At 67.5% G+C, this 12232-nt stretch carries 17 protein-coding genes; 12 read left to right on the plus strand and 5 right to left on the minus strand.

What is annotated here, in order from left to right:
- Positions 1 to 42: 42 nt before the first annotated feature.
- The 3 genes from ACZJYS_RS03590 to ACZJYS_RS03600 all read right to left on the minus strand — a co-directional run bounded on the left by ACZJYS_RS03590 (position 43) and on the right by ACZJYS_RS03600 (position 2445).
- Complete coding sequence (locus ACZJYS_RS03590) at positions 43 to 657, minus strand: protein phosphatase CheZ (RefSeq protein ID WP_493175851.1); 615 nt, start codon at positions 655 to 657, stop codon at positions 43 to 45.
- Between the two features lie 19 nt (positions 658 to 676).
- Positions 677 to 1039 (minus strand): response regulator, encoded by a 363-nt coding sequence (locus ACZJYS_RS03595; protein ID WP_379640519.1) that lies wholly within the window; start codon positions 1037 to 1039, stop codon positions 677 to 679.
- Between the two features lie 92 nt (positions 1040 to 1131).
- The gene (locus tag ACZJYS_RS03600) at positions 1132 to 2445 is read right to left on the minus strand and encodes a hypothetical protein (RefSeq protein WP_493175853.1); all 1314 of its coding nucleotides are present in this window, start codon (positions 2443 to 2445) and stop codon (positions 1132 to 1134) included.
- Between the two features lie 142 nt (positions 2446 to 2587).
- On the opposite strand from ACZJYS_RS03600, the gene ACZJYS_RS03605 reads away from it, so the two are divergent.
- The 6 genes from ACZJYS_RS03605 to ACZJYS_RS03630 all read left to right on the plus strand — a co-directional run bounded on the left by ACZJYS_RS03605 (position 2588) and on the right by ACZJYS_RS03630 (position 5893).
- Positions 2588 to 2947, plus strand: coding sequence for a hypothetical protein (locus ACZJYS_RS03605; protein ID WP_379651757.1), 360 nt, complete (start codon positions 2588 to 2590; stop codon positions 2945 to 2947).
- Entirely contained in the window at positions 2944 to 3642 is a 699-nt protein-coding gene (locus ACZJYS_RS03610; protein ID WP_493175855.1) for a hypothetical protein, read from the plus strand. Before ACZJYS_RS03605 ends, ACZJYS_RS03610 begins: the two co-directional genes overlap by 4 nt.
- Before the next feature lie 147 nt (positions 3643 to 3789).
- Complete coding sequence (minC, locus tag ACZJYS_RS03615; RefSeq protein WP_493175857.1) at positions 3790 to 4485, plus strand: septum site-determining protein MinC; 696 nt, start codon at positions 3790 to 3792, stop codon at positions 4483 to 4485.
- A gap of 43 nt (positions 4486 to 4528) precedes the next feature.
- Positions 4529 to 5380: a septum site-determining protein MinD gene (gene minD, locus ACZJYS_RS03620; protein WP_379651754.1), complete on the plus strand. Its 852-nt coding sequence runs from the start codon at positions 4529 to 4531 to the stop codon at positions 5378 to 5380.
- Positions 5381 to 5401: 21 nt separating this feature from the next.
- Complete coding sequence (locus ACZJYS_RS03625; RefSeq protein ID WP_379651753.1) at positions 5402 to 5647, plus strand: hypothetical protein; 246 nt, start codon at positions 5402 to 5404, stop codon at positions 5645 to 5647.
- 9 nt (positions 5648 to 5656) lie between these two features.
- The gene (locus ACZJYS_RS03630; protein WP_379640511.1) at positions 5657 to 5893 is read left to right on the plus strand and encodes a helix-turn-helix domain-containing protein; all 237 of its coding nucleotides are present in this window, start codon (positions 5657 to 5659) and stop codon (positions 5891 to 5893) included.
- On the opposite strand, the gene ACZJYS_RS03635 is transcribed toward ACZJYS_RS03630, so the two are convergent.
- Complete coding sequence (locus ACZJYS_RS03635) at positions 5856 to 6941, minus strand: replication initiator protein A (RefSeq protein WP_493175860.1); 1086 nt, start codon at positions 6939 to 6941, stop codon at positions 5856 to 5858. The genes ACZJYS_RS03630 and ACZJYS_RS03635 overlap by 38 nt on opposite strands.
- Before the next feature lie 841 nt (positions 6942 to 7782).
- On the opposite strand from ACZJYS_RS03635, the gene ACZJYS_RS03640 reads away from it, so the two are divergent.
- From ACZJYS_RS03640 to ACZJYS_RS03655, 4 genes are all read left to right on the plus strand, one after another.
- On the plus strand, positions 7783 to 8061 hold the full coding sequence (locus ACZJYS_RS03640; protein ID WP_379640510.1) for a hypothetical protein: 279 nt from the start codon (positions 7783 to 7785) through the stop codon (positions 8059 to 8061).
- 75 nt (positions 8062 to 8136) lie between these two features.
- Positions 8137 to 8361 (plus strand): DUF4170 domain-containing protein, encoded by a 225-nt coding sequence (locus tag ACZJYS_RS03645; protein ID WP_493175862.1) that lies wholly within the window; start codon positions 8137 to 8139, stop codon positions 8359 to 8361.
- Positions 8358 to 8723, plus strand: a complete 366-nt coding sequence (locus ACZJYS_RS03650) for a hypothetical protein (RefSeq protein ID WP_493175864.1) — start codon at positions 8358 to 8360, stop codon at positions 8721 to 8723. The genes ACZJYS_RS03645 and ACZJYS_RS03650 overlap by 4 nt, the downstream gene beginning before the upstream one ends.
- A gap of 410 nt (positions 8724 to 9133) precedes the next feature.
- Entirely contained in the window at positions 9134 to 9937 is an 804-nt protein-coding gene (locus ACZJYS_RS03655; RefSeq protein ID WP_493175866.1) for a hypothetical protein, read from the plus strand.
- Positions 9938 to 9991: 54 nt separating this feature from the next.
- Here ACZJYS_RS03655 and ACZJYS_RS03660 read toward each other — a convergent pair whose 3' ends face one another.
- The gene (locus ACZJYS_RS03660) at positions 9992 to 10348 is read right to left on the minus strand and encodes a WGR domain-containing protein (protein WP_379640505.1); all 357 of its coding nucleotides are present in this window, start codon (positions 10346 to 10348) and stop codon (positions 9992 to 9994) included.
- A 128-nt stretch (positions 10349 to 10476) separates the two neighbouring features.
- Between ACZJYS_RS03660 and ACZJYS_RS03665 the strand changes: the two genes are divergently transcribed.
- On the plus strand, positions 10477 to 11505 hold the full coding sequence (locus ACZJYS_RS03665) for an AAA family ATPase (RefSeq protein ID WP_379651749.1): 1029 nt from the start codon (positions 10477 to 10479) through the stop codon (positions 11503 to 11505).
- Between the two features lie 4 nt (positions 11506 to 11509).
- Positions 11510 to 12232, plus strand: a 723-nt coding sequence (locus ACZJYS_RS03670) for a ParB/RepB/Spo0J family partition protein (protein WP_493175869.1), incomplete at its 3' end; no start/stop codon positions are given.

Genomic DNA, 12232 nt, shown 5'->3' on the forward strand with positions numbered 1-12232 from the left:
GAACGGGGCTCCTAGGGCGCGCGGTGAAACGTGTGGGCTGCGTCAGCCGAACAGATCATCCACCGCACTCTGGCCCAACCCGCCCTGCGCCGCGGTGCTAGGGCCATTCAGAAGGTGGGCATCCGGGCGCGAGGGAGCAGTTTCCGGCATCGCGCTCAGCTCTTCCGGGCTGATCCCGAGGAGAGACACCAGCCCGGCGATGCGGGCCTCGACCTGCCGCATGGCCCCGAGCACTTTCCGCACGCGCTGACCCGTAAGGTCCTGGAAGGCGCAGGCCAGAACGATAGCCGTGGCCGCCTCATCAACCTCGGCCAGATCCGCCGTGGTGTCGGTGGAGGTGCCGGCATGCAGCCGGCCTGCGGCGGCCTGGGCACGTTCGGCCTGCCGCAGAATTTCCAGCGCGGCGCCCTCGGTGTCGCCCACCACGGCATCCAGCGTGTCGCCCATATCGGCCGGCGGCGGAGAGAGGCCGAGGACCTCCGCCCGTGTCTCGGCCAGGAGCCGTGACATCGCGCGCATCTCGACCAGCGCCTGGCCAAGCTTATCCTCACCCCCCCCGGCGTTGCTGGGGTTGAGTTCCATCATCCGATCGACCTCGGATGCGATGGCTGCCGCATACCCGGCGATTCGGGACAGCCCGGCCTGGGGCGTTGGCATCGCGCGAACCGTTCCGCACTCAGCCAACCACGGAAGCGATTTTCGCCTTCAACGTTTCCGCCGTGAAGGGCTTCACGATGTACTGCGATGCACCGGCCTGTTTCGCGGCAATGACGTTCTCCGTCTTGCTCTCCGCCGTCACCATGATGAAGGGCATCTTCGACAGATTCGCGTCGCCACGAACCTCCTTCAGCAGCTCCAGGCCGGTCATGGGCTCCATGTTCCAGTCGGAGATGACGAGGTCGTAGCGGGAGACCTTGATCTTCTCCAGCGCCTCCGCCCCGTTGCCGGCTTCCTCCACATCCTTGAAGCCGATCTGGTCCAGCAGGTTTCGCACGATACGCCGCATCGTGGGATAATCATCGACCACCAAAATCTTCACGCGCCGGTCCCCCTTTTGCGTCTCCGCGCATCATCGCATGACGAACATTTTTCGCAAGAGATATTGGCGCCTCTTGGAAGCCTCGCATGCGATCAGGTCTCCAGCGCCACCTCGGGAGCCGAGAAGGCGAGCCCATACCACGCCGCATTGCCTTCGCCGCCGCCATCCGGGTCACAGCGCTGGGACAGGCCCCAGGCGGGCACGATCCAATGCACCGGCGTCCCGCAGGCCTCGGCCACCTGCCGCGCCAGCCGCAGTCCTTCCTCGAAAGCCGATGGCAGCGGCAGCAGGGCGGCGCAATTCGCCGCGCAACTGCGGATCTGCCGGTCGGCATCCAGTTGCCGCAAGGCCTGGGGCGGCAAGCCCGGCGCCTCCCACCGCAGTTCTACGGGCAGCGTGCCAGGCAGGAGCCGACGGAGCGTCTTCAGGAAGGCGTGCCGCGATACCGGCTGCCATTTCCCGCGCCAATCCTCGTGGGCGATGCCCAGTATCGCGTGTGGTGGCGCAGCCGGCATCAGTGCCGCCGCGAGGCTTGGCCAGGCGTGCAGCGCCGCCAGCCCCACCGGGCGGTTCCAGGGCCTCGCGAAGCAGGCGGGCAGCTCGCCAAGCTGGTCGGCCAGCTGGCTGGCCATGCAGTCGTCGCCATCGGTCCAATGGTCGACCAGTTCGAAGCGCAGGATGTCGCTGACCTCATTGCCGAGCAGCTCGTCCAGATGCGCGAACAGGCCGGAGGAGAGCAGCTGGTACCGCTCATCGCCATGCGGCGCGTCCCAGATCTCGCAAGGGATGCAGGCGCCGTCCGGCGGCAACGCCTCGCCGGAGACGCTGATGCCGATCGCCAGGGAAGGCGAGGCCGGCTGCATCCGCCACAGCACCGCCCCCCATGCCGACCAGCGCAGCACGGCCGGGCCGGCCAGCCCGGCGCAGACAGGGTGGAACGGCGCGAGCATTGCCGCCTCCGGCAGCCAGCTGGCCGCCTGCACAGCTCCGACGAACGTCTCTCCCTGGGCCAGGCACACGCCATCCTCCTGGCACACCACATGCAGCGCCCCAGGCAGCACGGAGAGGCTTTCACGCAGCGCTCTGCCACCGGCCAGCCAGCGCGCTGAAACCGGATCGCAAACCAGGATGGAGGATCCTTCCCGCAGGGCCAGGGAGCCGCCCGGCAACAGAAGCAGGCCGATCGCACGATCGGAGAGGGGGAGAAGGCATTGCAGGTGCCGCACAGCGGCCCGCTGCTCGTCCAGCGTCGGGAACTGGCGCAACTGCGCGTCGAAGCGGCGCAGCAGGGCCATGCCGGCGGGGCTGCTCAGATCCAGGCCGGTGATGCCGCCCAGTGGCGTGTCATACGACGAACCATAATTCTTTGGTTTGTGCATCACACGAAAATCACCATCAAGTTTCATAACCAGCTAGGCTTCTCCCGCCTCTGGCGTCAATCTTTCCTTTCGATAGCAAATTGATAAGCGGAACGGACGTAAAATTATCAGTTTGTGAAGGTGCGTCATGGCACCACCTGCGGCGTGTGATCGCTTCAGGAGAAACCGAATGCAGATCAACCGCAGAGGCCCCGGTGAGGCCAGCCTGACGCAGGACGGACGGGACCTTCTCGACCTGCTGGCTGTCGAGGCCAGCGATGAGGAATTCGATGCCTTTCTCGCACGCCTGGAACAATGTCTGGCGCTGCGCGAGGACATGCCCCGCATTGCGGTGACCTATCGTGAGGGCCTGCTTGGCCAGGTGGAGGCGGACCTGCCTCTGCAGCTCGTCGTCGTCGAGGAAGATCCGCATGACGAGCCTCCTCTCCGTGTGCTGCGCCGCACCGTGCCAGCCGGCACGGCCGCGCTGGACGCCATGCTTGCGGTCGCGGAGCGGCGCCTGCAGCTGAAGCGCGGGCGCGCGCCATGAGCCTGCCGGAGCGCCATGCGCGCCTCGAGCTGGATGCGCCCCTGCGCCGCCCCCTGCCCCGGCCTGACGCGGAGGCGCTGGTCGCGCTGCTGATGGGACGCCTGCCCGCGCGGCCGCCGGCGCACCCCCTGTTCTCCATGCCGGAGGCCGGCACGATCCTGACCGGCGAAAGCCTCGACCATCTGACCCAGGGCTCCCGCATTCTGCAGGATGACGATGGGCCGCGGCTCTGCGTCTCGGCGAGCCTGCCGCCATGGCCGGGGCTGCTGGAGGCGTCGGTCGACTGGCTGGGCGGGCAGCTGCGGCTGGCGGTGGGCGAGGTGGCAGGCTTCACGGTGCCGGCGCACAGCCATCGCCACGACATGCGCCTTCTGATCTGGACCGGCACGCGCCTATGCCCGCTGGGCCCACTGCCGGACCAGCGCGCCGGCGCCCTGGCGGGCGGGTGCAGCATGGCGGCTTTTCAGCGGGCGGCCGGCCTGCCAGCTCTGGACGAGCCGGAGAGCGTGCTGCGTCCCATCATGCGCCGCGTGGCCCTGGCGCAGCTACGCCGGCAGGCCTTGCCCGTATCGCAGACGTTGCTGGATGGGCCGTTCGAAGGCCAGGTGCTGTTCCGCCTCTGGCTGGCCGCCGCAGCCGAAGCCTCGCAGGGCTTTACTACGGCCACGGTGCCGCGGGCTCTGCATGTCGCCTGAGAGGAACGTCACCATGCAGAGCGGCAAAAGCAAAATCTCTTGCGAAAAATCTTTGGTTCCCCTATTCCTGGCTCACCCGCATGAGGCGGACATGGCTTCACCGGATCCGCGAAACTTCCGGGAAGCGCCGGCAGAAGGCAGGCGTATATGAGGCATGACAATCTTCGGTCGGCTGCGCAGGCCTCTCTCCGCCTGCGCGGCCGCACCCACCCGTTCCTGACCCTTGAAGTGGCGGAGACCGATCCGGCCCTCCTGGAGGAGGCGCTGGCGGCGAAGCTGAGCAGCACAGCCAGCTTCTTCCGCCACGCACCGGTGCTGCTCGACCTCGCCGCCCTTCCAGCGGAGGCGGCCTCCCGCGTTCCGGAGATGCTGGCGGTGATCCGCCGCCTGGGCCTGGTGCCCGCCGCTTTCCGGGCGCGCTGGCCGGAGATCGACCGGGCCGCGCTGGCCGCCGGGCTCGGCCGCATGCTGGAGGCGGAAGCCGGCCAGGACATGACCCTCCCCTGCGACCGCCGCCCCACCGTCATCGTCAGCGAGCCGGTCCGCTCCGGTCAGCGCATCTATGCCGCGGAAGCCGATCTCGTGGTGCTGCATTCCGTCTCGCCCGGCGCGCAGCTGCTGGCCGATGGGTGCATCCACGTCTATGGCGCGCTGCGCGGCTCGGCGAGCGCGGGGGTGGGCGACGATCCGCACGCTCGCATCTTTGCGAAAAACATGGACGCCGAAATGCTCTCCATCGCCGGCCTCTGGCTCGGCGCCGAGGACATCCCGGCCGAATGGGTAAGGCGCCCCGCCCAGCTCCGCGTTGCGGATGGCTGGCTGCGCTTCGCCCCCCTGCCCTGAGCTGAACCCCTTCCTCCGACCGCACGACAACAGGGAGAACCCGATGTCCGCGACCGTCATCACCATTACCTCCGGCAAGGGCGGGGTCGGCAAGACGACCACCACCGCCGCCTTCGGCGCCGCGCTGGCCCTGCGCGGCAAGCGCGTCTGCGTGGTCGACTTCGATGTCGGGCTGCGCAACCTCGACCTGGTGCTCGGCATCGAGAAGCGGGTGGTCTACGACTTCCTGCATGTCGCCAACGGCCAGGCCAAGCTGCACCAGGCGCTGATCCGCGACAAGCGGATCGAGAACCTGCAGGTGCTGGCCACCTCCCAGACGCATGAGAAGGACGCACTGACGCTGGAGGGGGTGAACCGGGTGATGGAGCAGCTGCGCGAGGAGTTCGACTACATCCTCTGTGACAGCCCGGCCGGCATCGAGCACGGCGCCATGATGGCGCTCTACCACGCCGACCATGCCATCGTGGTGTGCAACCCCGAGGTCAGCTCGATCCGCGACGCGGACCGCATCCTCGGCTTCATCGCCGCCAAGTCGAAGCGCGCCGAGGATGGCCGGGAGCCGGTGCGCGAGCATCTCCTCGTCACCCGCTTCGACCAGGAGCGCGTGCGCTGTGGCGAGATGGTCGGGCTGCACGACATCCAGGACATCCTCTCCGCCGAGCTGCTCGGCGTGGTCCCGGAGAGCAAGGCGGTGCTGAAGGCCTCCAATGCCGGCATGCCGGCCAGCATGGACGAGAGCACCGATGCCGGCCGCGCCTATCGCGACGCGGTCTCACGCTTCCTGGGCGAGGTGCGACAGCCGATCCGCCTCCCCGCCGCCGCGGCCATGAACCACGCGATGGAAGCCGCCGCGGAGCCGCGCGGATTCCTGCGCCGGCTGTTCCGGTTTGCCTGAACCCCACAGGACATTGACGCCATGCCCTTGATCGCCCTGATCCAGCGCCGCCGCAACACGGCCGGCATCGCCGCGGCGCGGCTGCGCAAGCAGGTCAGCGCCGACCGCCTGGCGGTGCTGGGCGACGATATCACCCAGCGCATCCAGGATGCCTGCCTGCGGGAGATCCGCAAGCTGGCACGTGGCGGCCATGTGCGGGTGAAGATCGGCACCTCGCCGGCGCTCGAGGTGCGCGAGATCGACATCGACCTGACGCCGGGACGCTGAGGAGGCACGATGCTGATCTCGGCTTCCCAGTGCCGCATGGCTCGCGCCGCGCTGGGGATGAGCATGCGGGAGCTCGCCGCCGCCGCCGGCGTCTCGGTCAACACGCTGAGCCGCATCGAGGGCAACGGCAATGTCACCAGCCGCACCCTGGCCAAAGTGCAGGCTATTCTGGCGCGGAGCGGAGTGGCGTTCCGGCGAGACGGCTCCGTCAGCGTCGGGCAGGCGCCTTTGAAGGAAGGGCTGTAGCTCCCCCCATCCCATCCCGTCTGGCTGCTCTCAGGCGGCGCGGCGGCGGGTCCTGGGGGGTCTTGCCGCCAGTGTCACTGCCGCCAGTGCCGCTTCCGGCGGCGCCGTGGGCGGGCGCCGCTTCAGGAAGCGGCTCCACCTCATCCTCCTCCAGCAGCGGCATCGTCTCGATCGGCGCGAGGCTGGTGATGTTGGTGGTCGGGTAGAAGGCAACCAGCCAGGATTTCAGCGCCGTCTGCCCGGTGGGCTTGGGAAAGCCCTTGTCCAGCGCCCGCCGCACACGCGGGTCGATCAGCGCGATCCCGTAGCCCGGCAGGCTGCGCTTGTGCGTGGCATAGGTGTTGATCTCCGCCTTGAAGCGGCGCAGGTCCTGCGAGGTGCCCACCCGCGCCCGCAGCTTCGCCAGCCCCATGCGGAAGCCGCCCTGCGGCCCGCTGCGTGCAATCTCGTAGAGTCGTTTGGCGACCGGTGGCAGCTCGAAATACTTCGGGCTGTAGGTCAGGAAATGCTTGTCCTGCACGATGGCACGGAACAGCCAGGCGCAAAGGGTCAGCTCCACCGCCCGCATCTGCTTGGCCCCGTCCCGACCACGGCGGTAGAGGATCTTGTATTCGTCCAACCAGCCGAAGCCGCGATCCTCGCCTTCTCCGCCGGTCTCGATATTGGTGCGGATGAAGGTGGATTTCAGCCGCGCCAGCGACTCTTCCAGCCGATCGTAGGCCGAACCGCCTGGCGTGCTGCCAGTGGTGATGAAGAAGTCATGCGCCGTGAAGGTGATCCGCGGCGAGGGCATCTGGCCGCGATTGATTTTATCGGCGATCAGCGAGGCCGAATAGACCAGAAGCTCCTTGTCCCAGATCGAGGCGACGCCATGCTTGGTGCCGACGACCTCGATCCATGTCTTGCCGTCGTCATAGCGAGGCAGTTCGGTCTCCTTCTCCCGCCGCAGCGAGAAGAAGTTGTAGACCATGGTGTTTCGGTCGCCCTTGACCTTGCCCACCAGGGGGCTGTCGGTCGTGGAAAAATCAAACGTCTGTTGCTCGTCCATGGGCCCAGTGCGTCCTGCGGCGTTCGTTGTGCAGGAGCGGCGCGGCAGATGCCAGCGTTACGCGCAAGGATGTCGGCGTCACGACGAGTCTTTTCCGGTCCTGGCCATTTCTGAGACACGCTCGAAGGGTTCGAGAGGCGCGCGAGCGCCAGGAGAACTTATCCACAGCCCCTACTCGTCGTGACGCCGACACCTGATGCGGCGTTCGTCGTGACGCCGACATATCCTCGTCGTGACGCCGACATATCCTCGTCGTGACGCCGACGCATCCTCGTCGTGACGCCGACGCATCCTCGTCGTTACGCCGACGCAAACCGGTGATAAGCGATTGAATTGAAAGGGACAATTCAGGCCGATAACCTTGTAACCTTTAGACTCTATGACTCTTGAAACACTCTCAAAGAGTGGGTGCGGAAGTACGCTGGCTGGCCCACCCCTGATCAGCTGGCGGGAACCATGGATGGCGGAATTACAACGGCACGGACAAAAGGCTGCTCATGAAGCAGCAGGAGATGTCGGCGTAATGACGAGGAATAGAAAAGCCAGATAAGCCGATATCAACCTAGGGTTGATGTGCATATCTATAGATAAACCTCTTGGGTTTTCTTGGTTCCACGGCGGCTGGCATTCGTCGCGACGCCGACATGCTGCCATTGGGGAACAGGAATTCTTCAGCACACCGTCATCAGCAAAGCACAAGATTAGGTCCGAAAATTTGCTGTCTGCACACAGGGTTATCTGCCAACGCGTAATGCGAAAAACATTGGAAGGCGCATGGGAGCGCGATAGGATACAGCCTTGGCGGCACCACAACGGGCCGTGGACAGGACGGGAGAAGCCCATGCTCGACGGACGCCTGCTTTGCCCTCTGCTATTTGCGGCAGGGAGCACCGGTCTGCTGATGCCGGAATCCCTGGCTGCATGGCTGACCCCGGAAGACGCCGCGCTGGCCGGGCTGGCCCTGATAGCCTTGGGCATCGTTGCCGGATTGGCCGGATGGCGGTCGGACCTCGCCGACGCGTCCTTCCAGGGCTATGCTGCATTGCGCCAGATCGCCCGTGGCGCGGGGCCATCCGGTCCCGCGCGGAGGATGAAAATCCGCATACGGTGCGCCCGCTGACAGCAGCCATTCCTGGCGGTGCAGGGCTTCACTCCGGCAGTCCCACCGCGCAGGCCAAAACGGAAGGACCAAGGCATGAACGATCCCCTCAACGGCCGCGAGATCTGGGTGGTCTGGGGCGGGGTGTTCCGCGACACGAGTTTCGCGGAACTGGAAGAGGGCACGGAGGAGTTGCACGGGCCTTTCCACAGCATGGCAGCCGCCGAGAAGGTCTGGCTGGAGCGCATGCGCAGGATGGTGGACATCGCCTCGCACCGGCTTTTCGTGCTGCGGGCCCAGGCTGTTCCGGAAAAGGGGTGAGCCGGATCTCTCTCCTTTCCCTGCGCGCACCGGCTGCCCTGTCAGCCGGTGCGCTGCAGCGCCACCTCCTGGCCTGGAAGAACCCCCTTCTGCTCGTTCGTCGGCGCGGCGAGGGAGGGCTCCCCGGCTGGTCCCGGCGTGAGCAGGCCCAGGAGCGGTTGCTGGATGACATGGCAGACCGCATCGCCCGGCTGGAGATCGCCTTGTTGCGCGAGCAGCGCCAAGCCCGGGAGCAAGCACTGCGCGCTGACCAGGCGGAAGCCAGCATCATTCGCCTGCAATCGATGCTAGATAGCTTCAGGCAGCATCAGGCATGCCGGAACGGCGTGTTCTCTCGGCCCACTGAAGCACATGCCTCGTGAGGTAGCGCCCAGCAGGTCTGGCCGTCTATTGGCGAAAAATCCTTGAGAATTGCGCGGCCCGCTCGGCTGGACTCAAGAGACGTGCGGGCGGAGAGGCAGCTTCGGTGGCAGGGGAAGCGTGCCTCACCAATGTTTCGGTAGTCCACAAGGCCGCCGCCACAGCCCCCGAAATCAAAAGGATCAGGATAACGAGAAGAAGGGGAAGCCGGGACATACAACTCGCCTGCGATACACACCGTTCTGGCGAGGGGGTGAGCGGCGCCTTGAGGCATTAACCGTTCATCAATAAATGGCCTGATCTCACAAATTGAGGCGCAGGTCAGCCGCATTCCGGGCTGTTCGCAGGTAACATCGCTGCGAGCCCGGCGGTGTTTCCCGTCGGGCAGATGGATCACGCGGGAAGCCTGCCGATGCCCCAGCCTGAAGCTCAGCCCCGGCCACAGACGCCACGCTTCGTCGCGCCGCATTTTGTTGAGATTGAGGGCAGTGCCGATATCCCTGGAGCAATCCGGCGGGCCTGCGCCTTCACCACCGCCGCACCGGGTTGGCCGCGGTGTCGCGACGGTGCCACCCACTATCACCGCTGCATCCTCACCTCGCACACGGGGCGTTGGAAAGATGGCGCTGCCGTCGGCTGGCGGACGGAAAGCTGGCCCGCGGTCATCGCCGGCGGGATCGCGGATACCGCCGAGAAGCCGGCTTGCCTCCTGCCTCCAGCGTCAGCGCCGATGGTCGCGGAGGGTCATGCGGAAGATCTGATGCAGGCTATTGCCTCGGCACTGGGCGCCGCCTACGCGCCCCCGCCCGGCACCCTGGAAGCCCACGGAGGCGGTCTGGTGCAGTGCATTGCCCCCGCCTTCGTGGAAATGGCCAGGGAGAGGGGGCTGCCGCGCATCTGGATCTGCAGCCATCTGAACGCGCAGGGCGCCATGCCGCCCGAGCAGCCCTGGACGCATTTGCAGACCGTGTTGGTGCGCGAATGGCCCAGACGAGCCGAAGCGGGACGCTTTCAGGTCGAGGTGGATACCCTACCCTATGCATCGATTATTCCGGCGCAAGGTACTGTCGAGAACATGGCGCCGCAGCCGCTGCGCTGGTGCGTAGATGATCTGGAGGAGGCCATGGCCGGAGCGCTCGAACACCTCTACGGCAGCCGCAGGGCCCCACGCAGGCTTGGCATCGATCTGCCGGGCGGTGAGGCAGGGCCGGGCTGAGGCGCCCTGCCCCGCGGCTTCGGCAAGGCAAGCGACACGGAACGGGCCTCATTCTCAGAGGCAGAGAAGGGTGGCCAACTCCTGCGGCAAGGTTGCCCCCAAAGCGGGCCGGTAGCCACGCCGCAGCTTTTCCCGCGCCAGCCGCATGCAGGCAGCGCTGGCCTCGGCGTCGTCGGCATAGGGATCGCGCCGCACCTGACCGGCGGCGCCATGCCGTCCCCACTCGCGCACCAGGCACCATCCGCCCAGCAGATCCGCCATCACGTAGAGCCGGTAGAAGCGGTCCATGTTGCGCGTCGGGTCACGGCGATGCAGCCAGAGGCTCAGCATGCGGGCGACATCCATCGGGAAAGCCGTTGGAACCAAAATGGAACATGCCTGAGCCGTCGAGGCGCTGGCAAGCTTGGCCATTCCACCTTTCTGCAACCGTCAACCTGTATTGTTGACGTTGACGGACAGAATTGGCTCTGGCACCCTTGCGGCACCTCGCTCGTGTTCTGACGTCAGAACAGGGCCAGGGCGGGCAACGGAGCTGCGCCATGCAAGGAAGCGACCTCAGGACCCTGCGGCAGCAGTTGCGCCTCAGCCAGTCGGAGCTGAAGGACATGCTCAACGCTGCGCTGGAGCGCAGCTACGACAAGCCCCGCATCTCCCGCTGGGAGAACGGCCGCGAGCCGATCCCGGACGAGGTCGGCCGGGCCGTCGCGGCCCTTGCCTCCGGCCAGCCCCGCCATGCCCGCATCCTGGTGCTGGCCAACCAGAAGGGCGGCGTGGGCAAGACCACCTCCGCCATCAACCTCGCTTGCGGGCTGGCGCGCCAGGGGGCGCGGGTGCTGCTGGTGGACCTCGACCCGCAGGCCACCGCCACGGTTGCGCTGATGGCGGCCGGCAGCGTCGAGGCCTACCGCCAGGGCCGCACCATGGCGCAGGTGATCCTGCGCGACCGGCCGCTGGAAGAGGCGATCTTCCGGGCGGATGACCCGCTGCTGGGCGGCCGCGCCGGCTTCGACCTGGCGCCCAGCCATATCGACCTCGCCGAGACGGATGGTCGGCGCGAGCCTGGCTTCGACGTGGCGCTGCGCGAGGGGCTGGAGCCGGTGCGCGGCCGCTACGACGCCATCATCCTTGATGCGCCGCCCAATCTCGGCATGCTGACGGTGATGGGGCTGGCCGCCGCCGATGCCGTCATCATCCCCGTGCGCACCGAGCCCTATGACAGCATGGGGGTGGGGCTGATCCTGGCCACCATCGGCAAGGTGCAGCGCCGGCTGAACCCCTCGCTGCGGCTGGCCGGCATCCTGCCCACCCAGTTCGGCGCGCGCAAATCGGTCGACCGCGAGGTGCTGGAACAGCTCATCGGCGTGATGGAGGGCAAGGCGCCGGTGCTGGAGCCGGTGCCGGCCAGCGCGGTGTTCGGGCATGCGGCGCGCAACGGGCGGATCGCGCTGGAGGCCTCGCCGGCCGCGCCGGCCGTTGCCGTCTATGCGCGGCTGGCGGCGGCGCTGGCGGCGGGCGGCCCGCTGCCCGCCGCTCCGCGCGATGTGCTGGCACAGGGCATGGAGGGCTGAGACCATGGCGACGAAACGCAAGCCCGCCTCCCCCGTGCTGGGAGCCGCGATGTCGGCCATCGGCGCCGCCAATGAAGGGCTGGTGACGCAGGACAGCCGCTTCCGCCACTCCTTCGAGGCGCCGCTGGATCGCATCCGCCCGGATCCCGAGCAGCCCCGCAAACGCTTCGAGGCGGCGGAGATCGCCGCCCTCGCGGCGACCATGGCAACGGAGGGGCAGTTGCAGCCCGTCCTGTTGCGGCCGGATCCGGAGCGGCGCGGCGCCTGGATCCTGGTCGCCGGCGAGCGTCGCTGGCGGGCGGCGCGCCACAATGGATGGGCCAGCCTGCTGGCCATCGTGCATGAGGGCGATGCCGAGCTCGCGGCGCTGCTGGAAAACCTGCAACGCGTCGACCTCGATCCGGTGGAGGAGGCGCACGCGCTGCGCCGCCTGCTCTCCCGCCGCGGGCTGACGCAGGGGCGTGCCGCGGAGCTGCTGGGCCGCAGCCCAGCGGAGATCAGCGCCACGCTGCGCCTGCTGACCCTGCCCGAAGCCTTCCTGGCCCAGGCGGCAGCCATCCCGCGCAACGTGCTGGTGGAGCTGGCGCGGCTGGAAGCGGGGCCGGTGCGCGATCGGCTGATCCGGATGGCGGAGGCGGGGGAATTGACGGTCCGTGCCATCCGCGCCGCGCGGTCTGAGCCGGCGGCGCCTCCACCGGTCCGGCCGCTGCCGGATCCGCCGGTGCCG

It is taken from the genome of Roseomonas sp. TS2, from assembly GCF_058833935.1.